General features: G+C 61.4%; 20 protein-coding genes. 12 read left to right on the top strand and 8 right to left on the bottom strand.

The window, feature by feature from the left end; translation table 11 throughout:
• Window positions 1–471, top strand: a 471-nt coding sequence (locus tag GQ59_RS22935) for a TCP-1/cpn60 chaperonin family protein (RefSeq protein WP_037085518.1), incomplete at its 5' end; no start/stop codon positions are given.
• 105 nt (window positions 472–576) lie between these two features.
• On the opposite strand, the gene GQ59_RS22930 is transcribed toward GQ59_RS22935, so the two are convergent.
• Window positions 577–2,514: an elongation factor G gene (locus tag GQ59_RS22930; protein ID WP_037085515.1), complete on the bottom strand. Its 1,938-nt coding sequence runs from the start codon at window positions 2,512–2,514 to the stop codon at window positions 577–579.
• A 220-nt stretch (window positions 2,515–2,734) separates the two neighbouring features.
• On the opposite strand from GQ59_RS22930, the gene GQ59_RS22925 reads away from it, so the two are divergent.
• Complete coding sequence (locus GQ59_RS22925) at window positions 2,735–4,327, top strand: cation:proton antiporter (RefSeq protein ID WP_244448027.1); 1,593 nt, start codon at window positions 2,735–2,737, stop codon at window positions 4,325–4,327.
• Between the two features lie 126 nt (window positions 4,328–4,453).
• On the opposite strand, the gene GQ59_RS32070 is transcribed toward GQ59_RS22925, so the two are convergent.
• The gene (locus GQ59_RS32070; RefSeq protein ID WP_052758986.1) at window positions 4,454–4,768 is read right to left on the bottom strand and encodes a hypothetical protein; all 315 of its coding nucleotides are present in this window, start codon (window positions 4,766–4,768) and stop codon (window positions 4,454–4,456) included.
• A 271-nt stretch (window positions 4,769–5,039) separates the two neighbouring features.
• Here GQ59_RS32070 and GQ59_RS22915 point away from each other — a divergent pair, with 271 nt between their 5' ends.
• Window positions 5,040–5,489 carry a DoxX family protein gene (locus tag GQ59_RS22915; protein ID WP_037085512.1) on the top strand — a complete coding sequence of 150 codons (450 nt, stop codon included), beginning with the start codon at window positions 5,040–5,042 and terminating at the stop codon, window positions 5,487–5,489.
• A gap of 65 nt (window positions 5,490–5,554) precedes the next feature.
• Here GQ59_RS22915 and GQ59_RS22910 read toward each other — a convergent pair whose 3' ends face one another.
• The 4 genes from GQ59_RS22910 to hisS form a co-directional block, all read right to left on the bottom strand.
• Window positions 5,555–5,959 carry a GFA family protein gene (locus GQ59_RS22910; RefSeq protein ID WP_037085509.1) on the bottom strand — a complete coding sequence of 135 codons (405 nt, stop codon included), beginning with the start codon at window positions 5,957–5,959 and terminating at the stop codon, window positions 5,555–5,557.
• 22 nt (window positions 5,960–5,981) lie between these two features.
• Complete coding sequence (gene hisG / locus GQ59_RS22905) at window positions 5,982–6,680, bottom strand: ATP phosphoribosyltransferase (protein ID WP_037085508.1); 699 nt, start codon at window positions 6,678–6,680, stop codon at window positions 5,982–5,984.
• On the bottom strand, window positions 6,677–7,798 hold the full coding sequence (locus GQ59_RS22900; RefSeq protein WP_037085505.1) for an ATP phosphoribosyltransferase regulatory subunit: 1,122 nt from the start codon (window positions 7,796–7,798) through the stop codon (window positions 6,677–6,679). The genes hisG and GQ59_RS22900 overlap by 4 nt, the downstream gene beginning before the upstream one ends.
• Before the next feature lie 204 nt (window positions 7,799–8,002).
• Window positions 8,003–9,523: a histidine--tRNA ligase gene (hisS, locus tag GQ59_RS22895; RefSeq protein WP_037085502.1), complete on the bottom strand. Its 1,521-nt coding sequence runs from the start codon at window positions 9,521–9,523 to the stop codon at window positions 8,003–8,005.
• A gap of 145 nt (window positions 9,524–9,668) precedes the next feature.
• Here hisS and relB point away from each other — a divergent pair, with 145 nt between their 5' ends.
• The 6 genes from relB to GQ59_RS22865 all read left to right on the top strand — a co-directional run bounded on the left by relB (window position 9,669) and on the right by GQ59_RS22865 (window position 12,546).
• Window positions 9,669–9,899 carry a type II toxin-antitoxin system RelB family antitoxin gene (relB, locus tag GQ59_RS22890; protein WP_037085499.1) on the top strand — a complete coding sequence of 77 codons (231 nt, stop codon included), beginning with the start codon at window positions 9,669–9,671 and terminating at the stop codon, window positions 9,897–9,899.
• Window positions 9,883–10,152: a type II toxin-antitoxin system RelE family toxin gene (locus tag GQ59_RS22885; RefSeq protein WP_037085496.1), complete on the top strand. Its 270-nt coding sequence runs from the start codon at window positions 9,883–9,885 to the stop codon at window positions 10,150–10,152. Before relB ends, GQ59_RS22885 begins: the two co-directional genes overlap by 17 nt.
• A gap of 3 nt (window positions 10,153–10,155) precedes the next feature.
• Window positions 10,156–10,908 (top strand): hypothetical protein, encoded by a 753-nt coding sequence (locus GQ59_RS22880; RefSeq protein ID WP_037085493.1) that lies wholly within the window; start codon window positions 10,156–10,158, stop codon window positions 10,906–10,908.
• Between the two features lie 46 nt (window positions 10,909–10,954).
• Window positions 10,955–11,329, top strand: a complete 375-nt coding sequence (locus tag GQ59_RS22875; protein ID WP_037085490.1) for a hypothetical protein — start codon at window positions 10,955–10,957, stop codon at window positions 11,327–11,329.
• A gap of 57 nt (window positions 11,330–11,386) precedes the next feature.
• Window positions 11,387–11,758, top strand: coding sequence for a CopM family metallochaperone (copM, locus tag GQ59_RS22870; protein ID WP_037085487.1), 372 nt, complete (start codon window positions 11,387–11,389; stop codon window positions 11,756–11,758).
• A gap of 89 nt (window positions 11,759–11,847) precedes the next feature.
• On the top strand, window positions 11,848–12,546 hold the full coding sequence (locus GQ59_RS22865) for an HAD family hydrolase (RefSeq protein WP_037085484.1): 699 nt from the start codon (window positions 11,848–11,850) through the stop codon (window positions 12,544–12,546).
• A gap of 7 nt (window positions 12,547–12,553) precedes the next feature.
• Here the strand turns inward: GQ59_RS22865 and GQ59_RS22860 are convergent, their stop codons facing one another.
• Window positions 12,554–14,635, bottom strand: coding sequence for an FIST N-terminal domain-containing protein (locus GQ59_RS22860; protein WP_084683263.1), 2,082 nt, complete (start codon window positions 14,633–14,635; stop codon window positions 12,554–12,556).
• A 192-nt stretch (window positions 14,636–14,827) separates the two neighbouring features.
• The gene (locus GQ59_RS22855; protein WP_037085478.1) at window positions 14,828–15,457 is read right to left on the bottom strand and encodes a DNA-3-methyladenine glycosylase I; all 630 of its coding nucleotides are present in this window, start codon (window positions 15,455–15,457) and stop codon (window positions 14,828–14,830) included.
• A 238-nt stretch (window positions 15,458–15,695) separates the two neighbouring features.
• Between GQ59_RS22855 and GQ59_RS22850 the strand changes: the two genes are divergently transcribed.
• The 3 genes from GQ59_RS22850 (at window position 15,696) to GQ59_RS22840 (ending at window position 18,212) form a co-directional block, all read left to right on the top strand.
• Window positions 15,696–16,454, top strand: coding sequence for a L,D-transpeptidase (locus tag GQ59_RS22850; protein ID WP_152564429.1), 759 nt, complete (start codon window positions 15,696–15,698; stop codon window positions 16,452–16,454).
• Between the two features lie 147 nt (window positions 16,455–16,601).
• Window positions 16,602–17,309, top strand: coding sequence for a L,D-transpeptidase (locus tag GQ59_RS22845; protein ID WP_432762605.1), 708 nt, complete (start codon window positions 16,602–16,604; stop codon window positions 17,307–17,309).
• Window positions 17,310–17,492: 183 nt separating this feature from the next.
• Window positions 17,493–18,212 (top strand): outer membrane protein, encoded by a 720-nt coding sequence (locus GQ59_RS22840; protein ID WP_037085469.1) that lies wholly within the window; start codon window positions 17,493–17,495, stop codon window positions 18,210–18,212.
• The last annotated feature ends 49 nt before the right edge of the window (window positions 18,213–18,261 follow it).

Genomic DNA, 18,261 nt, shown 5'->3' with positions numbered 1-18,261 from the left:
AAGAAGGACCGCATCGACGACGCTCTCAACGCGACGCGCGCTGCCGTTCAGGAAGGCATCGTACCGGGCGGCGGCGTTGCCCTGCTGCGTTCTTCCACGAAGATCGCTGCAAAGGGTGCCAACGACGACCAGGAAGCCGGCATCAACATCGTTCGCCGCGCTCTTCAGTCGCTGGTTCGTCAGATCGCTGAAAACGCTGGTGACGAAGCTTCGATCGTGGTCGGCAAGATCCTCGAAAAGAACGAAGACAACTACGGCTACAACGCCCAGACGTCTGAATATGGCGACATGATCACCATGGGCATCGTCGATCCGCTCAAGGTCGTTCGCACGGCCCTGCAGAACGCAGCTTCGGTTGCTTCGCTGCTGATCACCACCGAAGCCATGATCGCCGAACTTCCGAAGAAGGAAGCTGCTGGCGGCGGCATGCCGGGCGGCATGGGCGGAATGGGCGGCATGGACATGATGTAAGACCTTCGGGTCTCACATCTGAGCCAACCGGTTCAGTTCGGAAAGGGCGGTCCTCGGACCGCCCTTTTTGTTTGTCGGTGATTTTGCGGCTATTCCGGCGAGGGCTCAGCGCACACGGAGCAGATATTCGGTGGCATTGAACGGATCGACGCCTGAGTGGCGGCGCGAACGCGGCGGATCAGTCATTCGAGCATAGTGATCGAAGGAATATTCCATCGTCCCCATGCCGCTTGTCAGCCCCGGCAATTGTTGCGCGACGCCCTGGGTCATCGTGGATGCTATCGTGCCTTCCAGCCGGGCGACACCGTTGGTGATCACGGAATCCGTGACCGTCGCGCCGGATTTCGCAAGCAGGGTGTGCAGGCCGTTCAAAGCGACGGCAGGCGCTTCGAGGTAAAAGCGGTCGATCGGCTCACAGACGAAAGTTTGAGCCGCCGACAGAGCGGCCGCCAGCACCAGCGGTGTCAACTGCCGGAAATCGGCAGCCGTGCTGACGGGTGAACTGTGCCGGGCCGCCGTCATCGCGACGTGGCAATCGATGATCTGCCAGCCGAAAGGGCCTTGTTTCAGCGTTTCGGCTACGGTGTCCTCGACCGACCGATAGAAGCTTGCGGGCATTTGACCGATATCCACCTCCAACGCGAAGCTGTTGCCCGCCCCTTCCGTTCGCGGTTCGACGCGCAGCCCGATTGTCGCCATGAAGGGATTGGGCTCCTTGAAGATGATCTCGAGGCCTGCACCGGTTCCGACCAGCCTTTCCACGCAGATGACTGTGCTCTCCTCGAACATTGCCTCGATACCGAAATCCGCCAGCAGGGTCGATTGGATAACCTCCTTCTGTACCTCGCCATAAAGCGACATGAAGACTTCGTTGGCGTCTTCATTGCGGCGCAGGTTGATCAGCGGATCCTGTTCGGCCAACTGGTTGAGCGCCAGCCAGAGTGCCGCATTGTCGGAAGGACGCCTGGCCAACACACGGGTTTCGAGCGTCGGCGGAGCAAAGTGGGACCGGCCGCCGGAAAGCGGATCGTCTCCCACCGCATCCCCAATCCGGGCGCCGGCGAGGCCGCTGACCCGCGCGATCTGCCCGGCGCGGAGGGTGGTGACCGGATGAACCCCGCCGGCCTCGAATACCTGGATTCCGGTCACCCTTGCCGGACCCTTGGGCAGATCCAGGGATTGCCGGAGCTGGATCCTGCCGGATGCCAGATACATGTAGGAAAGCTTTTCGCCGCCCCAGCCGCGCTCGATCTTGAAGATCTTCCCAGCGATCGGGCCATCGGGGTCGAGGTTGCGGCCGGGCAGCAGCGTGGCGATGGCCGATGTCAGCGTCGGCAAGCCGACGCCGGTCATCGCGGCTCCTGCGAATGCGGGGTGCACCAAACCCCTGGAGACCTGTTCGGCCAAAGCCTTTCCCAGCCTTTCGGCGGTCAGGCGATCGGGTGCTGTGACATAGTCGCCTAGCAGTACGTCGTCATTTTCCGCCAGCGTTTCGCTCAGCATGGTGAAGAGCGGTTCGGTGAGCAGATCAAGTGGCTCCACCTGTACGAGTTTGCTGCCGGGATTGATGACGGCCGACATGGCGATCGGCCGAACCGGCGACTGGCGAGCGATATCCGCCAGCACCAGGTCATATTGGGCGCCCAAGCGATCGACCTTGTTGATGAAGAACAGGAACGGCACGGCTAGGCGCTGCAACGCCCGCACCAATATGCGCGTTTGCGCCTGCACTCCCTCGACCGCCGAGACGACGACGACCGCCGCGTCCAGTAATCCAAGCACCCGCTCCACCTCGGCGATAAAATCGGGATGGCCGGGCGTATCGACGAGGTTGACGACCGTATCGCCAATCGTGAAGGAGACGACCGCGGCCCGGATGGTGATACCGCGCTGGCGCTCGAGCTCGAGGCTATCCGTCTGCGTATTGCCGGTATCGACGCTGCCCAGCTTGTCGATCACACCGGCGTTAAAAAGGAGTCTTTCCGTAAGGCTAGTCTTGCCTGCATCCACATGGGCGAGGATGCCAAGATTCAAAGTGCGCATGAACTCTCAACTTCTCAGAATTTCGAACGTGATTTTCGTGAGAAGGGACTCGGCGCATTGGGACCTCTATGAGCTGATGGCCATGGCTTGATGCAAAACCTCTCGGTTTCCGAGGAGGCGCATGTCCAGGTACGGAAATCTCCGAGGATATGTCAAGCGCGGCGGTGCGGTCGATCCGGGCGGAATGCGAGGCAGACGTCACGCAGATCTCCGGAACGAATTGCACAAACCCACGGCTGACAAGGGCGTCATCGGCAATTACAGTCGAGCCATGAGTTTCTTCGAGAGCCTGCTCGTCCTGCTGCTTGTCGCGATCGTGCTTCTGCAGATTTCGCGCCGGCTTTCCGTGCCCTATCCGTCGATGCTGGCGCTTGCGGGTGCCGCGGTCGCGCTGGTGCCGGGCATGCCCTATATCTCGCTCGACCCGCACACCGCGCTTGCGCTGTTCATCGCGCCGGCGCTGCTCGACGCCGCCTTCGATTTCCCGATCGGGATCGCCCGCCGTTTCTGGGTGCCGCTGCTGGTCTTTGCGATCGGCGGCGTATGTGCGACAGCGGCCGTCGTCGCCTTTGCGGGATGGGCTTTTGCCGGGTTGCCGATTGCAGCGGCGCTGGTGCTCGGTGCGATCGTCGCTCCCCCCGATGCCGCAGCGGCGACGGCGGTGCTGTCGTCGATGTCGATCCCGCGCACCACCGATACGGTCCTTCGGGGCGAGAGCCTGTTCAACGACGCAGCGGCGCTGCTGATCTTCGATGCGGCGCTTTCGGTGCAATCGGCCGGCAGCCTCGACACGGGCGTCGCCTTGCATCTTTCCGTCGCGGTCCCGGGCGGCATCCTGCTCGGCATCCTGGCTGCGTGGGTGGTCCGGCATCTCACGCGCTTCGTCGCCGGCACGCTCGGCGGCATCCTCCTGCAGTTCGTACAGACGTTCCTTCTCTGGATCGTCGCAGAACGCCTCGGCCTGTCGGCAGTGCTCGCCATCGTCGCCTTCGCGATGACGCTCGCGAGAAGCAGCGAAGCGCGCTCCTCGGCCCGCATGCGGGTACAATCCTATGCGGTCTGGACCGCTGTCGTCTTCGTGCTCAACGTCATGGCCTTCCTGCTGATGGGCATGCAGGTTCGCGACATCGTCGGCGGGATGCCGGCGGACCATCTTTGGGATGCCGCGCAGTTTTCGCTGATGACCATCGTGATCGTCGTCGCGGTCCGCTTTATCGTCTGCATCGGCTACAATCGCCTCAACGCCTGGCATGAGCGCAGCCGCGGCAGACCCGAGCCCGCAACGATGACGCAGGCGTTGCTGGCGGGCTGGTGCGGCATGCGCGGCCTGGTGACGCTTGCGACCGCCTTTGCCCTGCCGATGGACTTTCCGCAACGCGACGTGGTGGTGCTGACTGCATTTTCGGTGGTTCTTGCGACCCTCGTAGTCCAGGGACTGACGCTCACGCCCATCATCCGCTGGCTCGGCCTCGACCGCCGTGCCGAGGGGCATGGCGAACTCGCCGTCCTGCGCGGCAAGATCGCCCTCGCCGGCCTTTCGAGGCTCGACGGCGCGACCGAGACGGAGGCGGAACTGCTGCGCTCCAAGTTCCGCATCGAGCAGCTGGCCGCTTCCCGCATCGAGGACGCCAACTCGCTCGATACCTACCGGCGGCTCGCCCTGACGGCGATTGCCGCCCAGCGGGAAGAGCTGGAGAAGCTTCGCTCGGTGCACAAGGTCAATGTCGACGAATACAATCTGCTGCTCGAGGAGATCGACTGGCGCGAACTTTCGGTCCTGCCGGAAGACGCGCGCCGGATCGAGGAGATCTGATCCGCCGTCCAGTCAAGATTGTGGCCAGCAGCGGAAATGCGGATGCAATCGGCGTTTCAGGCCGTCTCCCTTACATGCAAAGGGCGGCCCGAAAGCCGCCCCGTGACCCAGGCTCTATAGCCGCCATCAGTAGATATCGCGGCCGTTATTGCTCTTGCGGTAGATGTTGCGCGAAGCGCGGTCCTGCATGCGCTCGATCCGCTGACGCTCCCTATAGGAAATGTAACCGTCACGGCCGGCACGGGACTGCGCCCTGTCGATGCGATGTTGCTGACGGGCGAGGTTGCGCAATTCGCGCGGCGTCAGCTCACCCCGGGCCGTGCCGCGATAGATGCGGTATTCCTGGCGGTTTTCCCGCGCCTCGCTGCGGTAGGTCTGGGCAAGGCTCGGAACGGCTGATGCGACCAGAAGGGCGAGCGCGGTGATGATGATCTTCTTCATAAGGGACTCCTTGTCATCGGCAATGATCGCATGGTGAAGGAGAAACGATGAACCTTCCCTGAAGGTTGCGTTCAGCAAGAGGAGCGTCTGTGGAGTTCTCTGCCTCTGGAGGAGAAGGCGGCGCAGCATCAGGCGCACCGAGGATTGTCTCCTTTTGTCGAACAAAGCGTCAATCATCGTTCATCTTCCGGATACAGATAAAATGATGCACATAGCTCCCAGAGAATTTAACCCACGTGTCCAACCAGGGACACCGATCCGGAGATCTGAAATGTCCACCACTTCTACCAATTCCCTGCTTCTCGTCGGCCGCGTCCTCCTTTCCGGCATGTTCGTCATGTCCGGTTTCCAGAAGCTCGTCGATCCCGCCGGCACCGCCGGCATGATCACCGGAGCCGGCCTTCCGGCTGGCATGCTGCTCGCCTATGTCGCGGGCCTGTTCGAACTGGTCACCGGCCTTGCCGTGCTGACCGGCTTCCAGACGCGCATCGCAGCGCTGTTGCTGGCCGCCTTCTCGGTTTTCACCGCGTTCGTCTTCCATTCCGGCGCCATCAACGTCCCGAACTTCCCGGAAGCCGCCAATGGTCTGCTGACGCTCTTTAACAGCCTGATGATGATGAAGAACCTGACGATTGCCGGTGGGTTCCTCGCTCTTGCCGCCGTCGGCGCCGGTGCATTTTCTGTCGATGCCCGCCGCGGTTCTGTCGCAATCGCTGCCTAAGCTTTCGAAATTCCCTGCCCAAGACTGCCCGCCGGATGAAAAGTCCGGCGGGTATTTTTTTGCTCTCAGTCGGTCTGGACGGTCGGCAGTTCGCTCATTTCGGGCAGCCAGGAAACGGCCGAACGACACCATATCTGGCGCTGCGGCTTCAACTCCGCCCGCTGGTCGATACTGCCCCAGCGGATACCCCAGATCCTGGCCGCCTCACCCTCGCCATTGACGAAAAGCGGCGAGCCGCATTCGGGGCAGAAATATTGCTGGCGGACGCGGCCGCTCTCGGCCACCTTGCGATAGAGCTTTGGCTCATGTCCGGTGAGCTTCAGATCGCTTTCCGGGACGACGGCGGTGACGCGAAACGGCGAACCACTGAGCGTCTGGCAATCGGTGCAATGGCAGATACTGATCCGCTTCGGGTCGAGTTCGGCCTCATAGGTCACATAGCCGCAATGGCATCGACCGGTCACGTGCATCGTGCTTCCTCCTCCTCAAAACTCAGAGCGCGGCGCGGACTGCCTCCACGATCCTGGCGATCCGCAGATCCTGCTCGTGAGCCGGCTTGCGGGCCCTGACCAGGCAGGCCTCGGATTTCAGGATCACACCATCCGAGAGGATCTTCAGGTGGTTGGCCCTGAGCGTCGACCCCGTCGAGGTGATATCGACGATGATATCCGCCTGGCCGGCAGCCGGCGCGCCTTCGGTGGCGCCGAGGCTTTCGACGATGCGGTAGAGCTGGATACCGTGCTGGCTCGAAAAGAACTGCTGGGTGAGCCGCCAGTATTTGGTGGCGATGGCCAGCCGCCGGCCGTGGCGGGCGCGAAAATCCGCCGCCACGTCGCCGAGATCGGCCATGGTTTCCACATCGAGCCAGATTTCCGGCACGGCGACCACCACATCCGCCTGGCCGAAGCCGAGACGGGCGCAGAATTCCACCCGTCCGTCGGCGCCGGCCATGCCTTCGCGTACCAGATCCTCGCCGGTGACGCCGAAGTCGACGGCGCCGCTCGCAAGCTCGCGGGCAATCTCGGAGGCCGAGAGATAAGCGATCTCGACGCCGTCTATCCCCTCGATGCGACCGCGATAGGAGCGGTCGTTGCCGACGGCGGAAATGGCAAGTCCGGCGCGCTCGAAGACCGCGGCGGTATCTTCCTTGATGCGGCCCTTGGAAGGCAGAGCGATGGTGATCGTGCTCATTGTTTTGCCCTCGCGCCTTCGATCCGGTCGAGCCAGAGCGAGAAACCGACAGCCGGAATGTGTTCCTTGGCGCCGAGCAGGGTCAGCAGCCGGTCGAAGCGGCCGCCGCCGGCAAGCACGGCAGACGAGCCCGCCTCGGTCACTTCGAAAACGAGGCCGGTATAATAGTCGAGCGGACGGCCGAAAGCGGCGCGGTAGGTCATGGCCGAGAGATCGGCGCCGGCATTGGCGAGCGCTGCGAGCCGGGCATCGAAGCGGGAAACCGCCGCGCCGAGCTTCAGGCCGGCGGCATCGGCAAAACCGGCCAAAGCCGCAGGCGCTTCGGCGAGCGGCAATTGCAGCGTCAGGAATTCGCGCAACAGCAACAGCGCCGTGCCGTCGAGCCGGGTTTCGGCCAGTTCCAGCATTTCCTTGAGCCTTCTCGCGATCTCGGTCGGCGAACGGCTGGCATTGGTGGAATAACCGGTTTCCTGCATGGTGCGGTCGATGCGGGCGACGAGATCCGCCTCGTTATCCGAGGCGATCAGTTCGGCGATCTGCGGATCAAGGCCAGTGACCGGCTGAGGCCGTGCTAGCCGCTCCAGCAGCGCTTCGAGATGGGTCATGTCGCCAAAGGCGTGGATCAGCCGCCGCTGCCAGCCGAACGGCAGGCCGAGCGCGTTGACCACCGCCTCGAACACTGCCTGGTCGCCGAGCGTGAGCGCGAGCTTGCGACCGGGCAGCAAGGCTTTCAGGATGCCGGTCGCATCACCGATGGCGCGGGCGTCGGAACTGGCGATATCCTTGTCGCCGAGATCCTCGATGCCGGCCTGGTAGAATTCGTGGGAACCCTCACGGCGCTGGCGGAACACTTCGCCGAGATAGGAATACCGCTTTGGCGTGCCGGTTGCGGTTTCGATGTGGCGCAGGCAGACGGGAATGGTGAATTCCGGCCGCAGGCAGAGATTGGCGCCGGTCTCGCTTTCGGTGAGGAAGATACGACGGCGCAGATCCTCGCCGGCCATGTCGAGGAAGGGTTCGGCGGGCTGGATGACCGGCGTGTTGACACGCTCGGTGCGGCGGGCGGCGAATTCAGCGAGGAGGTCGGTGGCGAAGTCGGGCATGTCGATCAGGGGCATGGGATTGCTCCCACTGTGCCACGAAGCCCCCCTCTGCCCTGCCGGGCATCTCCCCCACGGGTGGGGAGATCACAAGCGGCACGACCGAGGCGCCCGAAGGAACACTGCGAAGGACGCAACGTCAGATAGGGAATGGTGAGCACGAGCCCAGCCGATCTCCCCCTTTGTGGGGGAGATGTCCGGCAGGACAGAGGGGGGTGGAGCCTACGCATTGCCCGCCCTTTTCCGATCCTCCGCCTGGGCCGCCAGGATTTCCTTCACCTTGGCGACCAGATCTGCCTCGGGAACGGTATCCTGCGCCACGCGCGCTTCGCGCCAGCTCGCATTGTCCTCGATCTCGCCCGACAACCGCTTGCCCTCGATCAGGTCCTTCAGCTGCACGACGCCCTGCGCCCGCTCGTCGCCGCCCTGGATGATGGCGATCGGGCAGCCGCGACGGTCGGCATATTTCAGCTGGTTGCCGAATTTCTTCCAGTTGCCCTGGTACATCTCGGCGCGGATGCCTTCGTTGCGCAGCGCCTGGGTGAAGCGCTGGTAGCGGCCCATGCTCTCGACATCGCCATCCATGACGGTGATCAGAACCGGGGCGATCACCTCGTCCTGGCCGAGCTTGCCAAGGTTCTTCAGCGCGGTCATGAGGCGCGAGACACCGATCGAGAATCCGGTGGCCGGAACCGGCTGGCCCATGAAGCGCGACACGAGGCCATCATAACGCCCGCCGCCGCCGACGGAACCGAAGACGACCTTTTCACCCTTTTCGTTGGTGACGTCGAAGAGCAGTTCGGCTTCGAAGACCGGGCCGGTGTAATATTCGAGGCCGCGGACGACGGACGGATCGATCTTGATGCGATCCGGGCCGTAACCGGCGCTAACAGCAAGCGCGCCGATCGTGTTCAGTTCGTCGACGCCTTCGCTGCCCTGCGCCGTGCGGGCGACAAGTTCGCCAAGCTCGGCGGCACTTTCGGCGTAGTTCTTGATACCAACGAAGAAGAGCACCTTTTCGATTTGCTCTTCGCCGAGGCCCGCGCCCTTGGTGAAGTCGCCGGATTCATCCTTGCGGCCGGCACCAAGCAACAACCTGACGCCTTCGGGGCCGAACTTGTCGAGCTTGTCGATGGCCCGTAACACGTTCAGCCGCTGGCCGCCCTTGTCGTCGCCGCCGAGGCCAATCGCCTCCATGACGCCATCCAGAACCTTGCGGTTGTTGACGCGGATCACATAGTCGCCGCGCTTGATGCCGAGCGCTTCCATCGTGTCGGCCATCATCATGCACATTTCGGCATCCGCCTGGACGCCCGGCGCGCCGACCGTATCGGCGTCGAACTGCATGAACTGGCGGAAACGGCCTGGACCCGGCTTCTCGTTGCGGAAGACATAACCGGCGCGATAGGTGCGGAACGGCAGCTGGATTTCGTTGAAATTCTCCGCCACATGGCGGGCGAGCGGCGCCGTCAGGTCGTAGCGCAGGCTCATCCACTGGTCGTCGTCGTCCTGCAGCGAAAAGACGCCCTCGTTCGGGCGGTCGCTGTCGGGCAGGAATTTCCCGAGCGCATCGGTATATTCGAACAGCGGCGTCTCGACGGGGTCGAAACCGTAGCGCTCATACACCTCGCGGATCTTCGCGGTCATCTCATTGGTGGCATGGATATCGGCGGCGGAACGATCAACGAAGCCGCGCGGCAGGCGGGCCTTGAGTTTCTGAGGCTTTTTGCTTTTGTCGTTCATGATCGGAATTCCGTTGCCGTTGGCCCCCTGAGAGGCCGGATTTGTGTGCGGTTTCTTAGAGGATAGAGGCCGGAGCGGCAAGGGCGGCGGCTGGTGAAGACGCAGGCGCGATGCTATATATTGTGACGATGAAAGGGCAACGGCCATGAACAAGCGCGTCACGATCGAAATGCCGGAAGAGATGCACAGGCTCATTGCCGAATATGCGGCGCAAGCCGGCGCCGAACCGGACACCTACATGAAGGACGTCCTCGAACAGCATCTCGAAGACCTTCACGACATCGCGCTCGCCGAAGCCGCCATGGAACGCATTCGCAACGGCGAGCGAACCTATACTCTGGAAGAAGTGAAGATTCGCCTTGGCTTGGACGATTGAGCTTCGGGCGAGCGCGGAAAAGCAATTGGGCCGCCTCCCAAACCGGGACGCTGCGCGCATCATTTCCTCTCTTGAAGAACGTCTCGCGGCTCACGAAAACCCCAGAGAGCTGGGCGATGCGCTGAAGGGACACGCCCTCGGCGGATACTGGCGTTACCGCGTGGGCGACTACCGCATCATCTGCGATATCCGGGACCAGCGACTTGTCGTGCTGGTGATCGAGATCGGCCATCGCCGAGAGGTTTATCGCTAACCCATGATCACCGAAGCTCTCCAATACGCCGCGACCTCCCTGGTCACGCCGAAGCAATTCCGTCCCTTCATCCGTTCGTCCGTCAGCCTCTGGTCGCGGGCCGGGCGGTGCGCGAAGGGTTGGGCGGCACATGAGGAGAACTGCAAGGCGTTCATCCGCGAGACGGTCGCCGGAATGAAGCAGCGGCGCACCGTGGTCGTGCTCGGCTCGGGCCTGCTGCGGGACGTGCCGATCGATGATCTGGCGGCAAAATTCGATACGGTGGTGCTGGTCGATCTCGTGCATCTGGCGAGCGTGCGGATGCGGCTGAAAGCGAAACGCTTCCGGAATGTCCGGCTGATTTCGCGGGATCTTTCCGGTTTCGACGACGCGGCCGCGGCCAAGGTGGTCGAGCCGCTGTCGTTCCTGCGGCAGGTGCCGTATCTCGATCTCGTCGTCTCGGCCAATATCCTGTCGCAGATCGGGGTGGGATCGAAGCGCCGGCTGGAAGCCGAAAATGATCCCGCGCGTGACGAGATCTTGCAGCGGTTGATCCGCGCGCATCTCGACGGTCTCGCCGCACTGCCGTGCAAGACGGCCCTGATCACCGACACGGCCTATCGCGTTACCGATCGTGGCGGGCAGGTGCTCGAAGAGGCCGACCTTCTCTGCGGCGTGCCGGCGCCGGCGGCGAAACGGGCGTGGACCTGGCCGGTCGCGCCTTATGGCGAACTCAGCAAGGATTATCAGGCGGTCCACGATGTCATCGCCTTGTGATGTTCCCGCGGTTGATTTCCGCGCCGACGACCGTAGATACAGAGCCATGCCACGCCTTGCCGCCATCATGATGTTCTTCGCCTGGCTCCTTTACGGAGCCATGCCGGTCGTTGGCATGCCCTATGTACCGGCGCCGGCCGAGCATAGCCCGCAGGTCATGCAGGATCGCTCGGAGCATCACGACCATGGCAAGATGACGGAAACAGTGAAGGCCTCGCATTCCCATGGGTCGTCGCAGCAGCCCTGCCCGCATGGCAGCAAGACCTGCGTCACGCCCTTCTGCGCCGCCTGCCTGACGCTGCTGCCGGAACTGGCGATCGGCGACAATGGCCGGTCTGCCTATGCCTATCCCTCGCCGGCCATCGAGCAGGCACTGGTCTCTCCGGCAACCGCGCCGCTGACGCCCCCTCCCCGCGCCTGACGGAAATTCGGCTCACGTCATCGTCAAAACTCTGTCGGACACGGAAAAGGAAAACCTATGTCTGCTAAAATCATTCTCATGACAGCCGCCCTCTCCGCCCTCATCGCCGGCCCGCTCGCCGCGCAGGAGATGAAGGGAATGGATCATTCCAAGATGAGCATGCCGGCGGGCGGCAGCCCCTCCACCAAGGCATTCGAAGATGCGAACGCCAGGATGCACAAGGACATGGCGATCCAGTATTCCGGTGATACGGATGCGGATTTCGTGCGCAGCATGATCCCGCATCACCAGGGCGCAATCGACATGGCCAAGGTCGAGCTTGCGCATGGCAAGGATCCGGAAATCCGCAAGCTCGCTGAAGCCGTCATCAAGGCCCAGGAGGCGGAAATCGCCGACATGCGGGCCTGGTTGAAGGCGCACGGCAAGTAAAAAGTCTCCGTGATCGGTATGGTTCCGGGCAGGCTTTCATCTTGCCCGGCGCCCTGTTTTTCGCCATATCAGCGGATGGAGGCAGATCCATGCGCCCGATTACCGCCATCGGCTTCGATGCCGACGATACGCTCTGGCAGAACGAACAGTATTACCGGCTGACGGAGGAACACTTCGCCAAGCTGCTCGGCGAGTTCGCCGAGGGCGCTCATATATCCGAGCGGCTGCTGGAAGCGGAAAAGCGCAATCTTTCCCATTACGGTTTCGGCATCAAGGGTTTCACCCTGTCGATGATCGAGACGGCGATCGAGATCACCGACGGCAAGGTCCCGACCAGGACGATCGGCGAGATCCTCGATATCGGCCGCGACCTTTTGCGCCATCCGGTCGAGACCCTCCCGCATGTGGAGGAAACGCTGGAAGCCTTGAACGGCGAATATCTGCTGGTGCTGATCACCAAGGGCGACCTGTTCGACCAGGAGCGCAAGCTCGCCCAGTCGGGCCTCGGCGATTTCTTCGATGCGGTCGAGATCGTCAGCGAGAAGAACGCCACCACCTATCGCCGCATCTTCTCGAAGGTCGCCGACGGACCTGAACGGGCGATGATGGTCGGCAATTCGCTGAAATCGGACATCGTGCCGGCGATCGCGGCCGGGAGCTACGGCGTGTTCGTGCCGCATGCGCTGACCTGGGTGCTGGAAAATGTTGAAAAGCCGGCGGCGGTCCCTCGTTTCCACGAGATCACCCATTTGGGAGAACTGCCCGAACTACTGAACCGGTTACGCTAAGCTTTGGTCAGGCATCGATACGCCGCAGCCGTTCCATATCGGTCTCGACCTGTCCCATCATCGACTTCTGGTTCTGCGACATCCGCTCAACCTCCACCATGACCTCATTGATCTTGGAGAAGGAGGAAAAGAGCGCACTGAGCTGGCCAAATATTTCGCCGTAACCTACCTCCGCATGACCCAGCTTTTCTTCGGAAACCGCGATATGGTGGCCGAGAAGTTTCATCGACTCCTCCACCTGAGACAGGGATTCCCGGCTGGTGTCCAAGGTCTGCTTCGTGCTGGTAGCGAGGTTGCGGACCTCGTTGGCAACGATCGCGAAGGCCCTCCCGGCTTCACCGGCACGCGCCGCCTCGATGGTGGCGTTGAGCGAGAGGAGGTTGGTCTGCATCGTGATCTTGTCGATGACACTGACGATATCGTTCAGCCGTTGCATCATGACCGCGACCTTCCGGAATTCCTCCTCCAGAACCCCTTGCTGATCGACACGGGAAACGCCTCGAATACGCTGTTCCATGTCTCCCTGCATCGTTTCGACGTTGCGGCGCATGTCGTCGGTGCGGCCGACCACCTGGTCCAGCTGACCGGTCAGCATGGCCGAACGTTCGATGAAGTCGGTCAGCCTGCCAATCACCTTCTTGCGGATCTGGTTGATCAATTGCTGCCGGTTCAGCTGGGTTTCGGTGAAATAGCGGCAGAAGCGCGCGTAGTGGATGGCGAACTGATCGACATAGGGATCATGGAACGACTGCCCCTCCTCGACCCTGAAAAAAACGACCGCCGTAAGCGTCTGATTGACGTTGATGCCGAGGAGTTCGCCGAAGGTGGAGAAACCCGCAACCGGAATGTCCCATGCGCCAGCAAGCCGATCCAACTCCCTCGCATTGCCGAGCCGGCGCAGAATGCAGTCATTGAGGATGCCCGCCACCGGCCGGGGTTTGCCCCGAAAGAATATCTCCATGTCGCGACGTGTCTGGCTGGCGAAATCGGTGGCCTTGACCAGATGCAGTTCGTCGCCGGGATTGATGTCACAGTAGAAGTTGACGACTCCCATTTCGAGGTCGATCCCGGCGACGGAACGCACGAAGAGTTCGCCATTCAGGCGAACCGCAAAAGTATAACCTTCGAGTCTCTTGGACAATTCATGCCGCTTACAGTTCATCAGCTTGCACAACGCATCGACAATCGGGAGAATCTCGACCGTTGCTATGTCGACCGCAGCCTTGACCTGCCGAGTTTCCGCCGACGCCTCGATGATGACCAGAGAACGTCCGGTGGGTTCGAAATTCTGACTCTTGAAGATACCGAAACGCGTGCCGCTGGCTATCTTGACGAAGACGACGACAGCATGATTTTCAAGCGTGCGATTGTTGTCATAGATGAAAGTGTTCTTAAAATCGAGCTTGCCACCAGCCGATCCGCCGATGAAGAGGCAGGGGAAACGATCGCTTCGGTAGACGGCTTCCATGAAATAATTCTCGGAGGCCGACAGGCCGTCTATCAACGTCAATGCCAATGTATCCTGCGAGGAGACTTCGAACGGAACATTGACCCGGGAAAGATTCCTGACGATCTCCCCTATCCGCGCGTCGTGCGACTTAGACGGCCGGCCGGCGCGGATATCCTCATTGGCAAGACCGACGGCATGAACGGATACGGTCTCGAGCAAATCGGGACTGAAGATCTGGACCACCAGATTGTTCCAGCTCCCCTCGGTCCCGCAATAGAGCGGCTCGCCACTCAACACGGCATCGCCACAAAGTTCACCTGAGGTAGTTGTGGCGATCAAGGGAATATCGCCGCATTTGCGGCGAATGCCGGCAACGACCGTATTGAAATCCACATGAGGCGAGACATAGGCCATGACTAGCTTTGCTTTTCGGCCCGAAAAGAGAAAGTCGCGCTCGCTGAGATTTCCCAGTCCGGCGTCACATCGAACGACCCGCATCGCCTCATAAGCTGGCATAACTGTCTCATCAGTTGGCGCAGGAACCATCTTCTCAATAACCGGCCCCGCAACCTCCATGGTCATCTCTTCAACAACACTGTCGGAGTAAACCGGGATTTTTTTCTTGAACAATGCAATCATGACTCAGCCCAACCAAAACCGTTTTGCAGATTCTGGATAGAACAAATTATAAATTGGTAAACATCCTTTTAAATTTGGATGAACACCTTCATACTAAATTTACAGTTATGACAAACGTCAAAAATAGACATGAATTCCAAGGAAACGTCGGAATAATAATTGATTTTCATCAATTTTATTCTGATAATATACCTATGGTCTCCGGAATTCCCTCCGAAGGATTTCCACGTCAGGCCGGCAAAAGCAGCCGTCGAGATGGTCGTTGACCATGCCCATGGCCTGCATGAAGGCGTAGACGGTGGTCGGTCCGACGAAGGTCCAGCCGCGCTTCTTCAGGACTTTCGACAATTGTACGGAGACGGGCGTGGTGGGGTTGGCCCTCAGCGTGGCGAGATCCATCACGGCCGGACGCAGATGCGGGCCCGGCTCGAAGCTCCAGAAGAATTTGGCGAGCGAGCCGAACTCGCGCCTGAGTTCGATGGCGCGGGCGGCGTTGTTGATGGTCGAGACGATCTTGCCGCGATGGCGGATGATGCCCGCATCGGCCAGGCAGCGGGCGATATCCGCCTCGCCGAACCGCGCGACCTCGACGAAATCGAAACCGGCAAAGGCGGCGCGGAAATTCTCGCGTTTCCTCAAGATCGTCAGCCAGGACAGGCCGGACTGGAAACCTTCGAGACAGATCTTCTCGAACAGCCGGATATCGTCCGTCACCGGCCGGCCCCATTCCTCGTCGTGATAACGCCGGTAGTCTTCGAGACCGCCATGCCAGGCACAACGCCCCTTGCCGTCCTCACCGACGATGATTCCCGCCTTTTCCATTCCTGCTCCTTGGCCCAAACCCTTTGGTTAACGGCTTTTGCGCCGGCTTTAACATCGGTCAACCATGTTTCAAAACCGGGCGGTAACCCTGCCAAAAGGTTTATAGGCTCGCCTGCTTTCAATGTTCCACCCGTTTACCATTCGCTTTCACCTCCCGGTCACCATGTTCGTCAACACCGACGCCTGTTATCCAGTGCTTGAAGGGCGTCCGGTCGGTGATTTGTAACGTGTGGATCCGATCATGAAGAAAACCCTTTTCCTGGCCTTCGGCCTTGCTGCCGCCTTTTCCAGTTCCGCCACGCTTGGCCAGGACCGCTACCGCGAACGCCCGCCCGTGGTCGTCAGCCCCGATCTTGCCGCCCCGTGGGTGATGCAGCTCGCCGGGCCGAACGGTCGCCCGGTCGTCTATCCCCGCCAAGCCGCCCAGCAGCGCACCATCTATCAGCAGCGCGAGCAGCAGCCGGTGGTGCGCCGCGGCATCTTCGACCGCTCTCCCGTGCAGCCGGTCGCCATGCGGCCGCAGCCGATCCGCAGCCAGATCGAGCCGCAGTTCCTGCCGCAGACGGTCGCCTACGACAGCAAGGAAAAGGCCGGCACCATCGTCATCGATACCAACAACCGCTTCCTCTATCTGGTCACCGGCAATGGCCAGGCCCGGCGGTACGGCGTCGGCGTCGGCAAGCCGGGCTTCGAATGGGCAGGCGAACACCGGGTGACCCGCAAGGCCGAGTGGCCGGACTGGACGCCGCCTTCCGAAATGATCCAGCGCGAAGCCGCCAAGGGACATTACCTGCCGGCCCGCATGGAAGGCGGACCGGAAAACCCGCTCGGCGCCCGCGCCATGTATCTCGGCTCGACGCTCTACCGCATCCACGGCACCAACGCCCCCTGGTCGATCGGCAGCGCCGTCTCTTCCGGCTGCATCCGGATGCGCAACGAAGATGTCACCGACCTCTATGAGCGGGTGAACATCGGCACCAAAGTCGTCGTCATGTAACGCCGGTAAATGCCAAAGGTGAGGCGGCGGAGACACAGTACCGTCGCCTTTTTGCCATCACATGTTCTTTATTACATCTATCCCGGCTTGCTTTGATGCCCGAGTCGGTTAGCCTTCGCCGTTCAACAGAGCGGAGAGGATTTGGGAATGAGGACAGGGGGAATGGGGGCAGGCAAGACCCTCGCGATGGCCGTGGGAATGGCTGGCGCGATCTTCTTAACAGCCGGACATGCAAGCGCAATCAGCCCGGCGGCGGCGCCTATCGAACGCCCAGCGGGCGACGTGACACTGGTCGCGATGCCACGGGAAGTTCCCGAACAATTCAAGCGCCGCGTGGTGCGCTTCTCGACGACCGAGAAACCCGGCACGATCATCGTCGATACCAACAACAAGTTCCTCTACTATATCGAAGGCCCCAACCGGGCGACCCGCTACGGCATCGGCGTCGGGCGCGAAGGGTTCGGCTGGTCGGGCGTGGTCAATGTGGGCCGCAAGGCTGAGTGGCCCTCCTGGACGCCGCCGGCCGAGATGCGCGTGCGCGAACGCCGCGCCGGTCGCATTCTGCCGGCCGTGCAGGAAGGCGGCATCGACAACCCGCTCGGCGCCCGTGCCATGTATCTCTACAAGGGCGGCCGCGACACGATCTTCCGCATCCACGGCACCAACCAACCCTGGACGATCGGCCTCAACATGTCGTCAGGCTGCATCCGCATGATGAACAAGGATGTCGAGCATCTCTATTCGCGCGCCGACATCGGCACGAAGGTGATCGTCATCGGCCCGGGCAACCGGCAGGGGAACGTCGATTTCAAGGACCGCGGCATCGATATTTTCGGCACGATTTTCGGCGGCTGAGACACCCGCCCAAATGTCAAAAAGGGCAGCAAAAGCTGCCCTTTTCAGGGGTTTAGACTTCGTTAACCATAAATCGCCTAGCTTCGTCGGCGACTGATGCAGAAAAAGCACAGACCGCCGATGCATCCGCCGCTAAACATTGAGTCATCAAAAAAGCCAACGTTCCTCCCTGCAGGCTGATTCATGCGCAAAATTCTTTCTTTCGCCTTCGCTTCCACGCTTCTCACCGCTGGTCTTGCTTATATTGCTCCGGCTCACGCGGCCGACATGACACCAGCGACCCAGGCCTATGTGGCTCCGGTTCACACCGGCGGATTCGAAATCTCCGGTTACGGCGGCTACCAGTTCGCTCCGCACTCCGACGTCGACGTCTCGGACGGACCTGATTTCGCAGCCGGCTGGGATACCAAGCCCTTCGCGATGCCGCCCTACTGGGGCGTCCGCGGCACCTACTGGTTCGACGGCGGCGCCCTCACGAACTGGGGTGTCTCGCTCGATTACACCCACGCCAAGGTCTATGCAGACGACGAAACCATGGTCAAGGCCGGCGGCTGGAGCGTCTTCGAATTCACCGATGGCCTGAACCTGCTGACGCTCAACGCGCTCTACAAGTTCCCGATCGAAGGCAGCAAGTGGACGCCTTATGTCGGCGCCGGTGTCGGTATCAACGTGCCGCATGTCGAAGTGACCCGCGCTTCCGGCCGCACCTTCGAATATCAGTTCGGTGGCGCGACGATCCAGGCCCAGGCCGGCGTGAAGTACCAGCTCACCGAAAAGTGGTCGATGTTCGCCGAATACAAGGGCAACTACTCGTTCGTGGATGTGGATATCGACAGCGGCGCTTCGCTGAAGACCAACATCCTGACGCACGCCATCAACCTCGGCGTTTCCTACAAATTCTAAGGCTTCAGGCCTTTGACGAAAAAAAGCCGGCGATTTCGCCGGCTTTTTT

Origin of the sequence: Neorhizobium vignae, assembly GCF_000732195.1 — a bacterium.
In the GTDB taxonomy this organism is placed as follows: domain Bacteria; phylum Pseudomonadota; class Alphaproteobacteria; order Rhizobiales; family Rhizobiaceae; genus Neorhizobium; species Neorhizobium vignae.
Note: the sequence above shows the minus strand (reverse complement) of the source record. Positions and strands in the feature narration are given on the sequence as shown.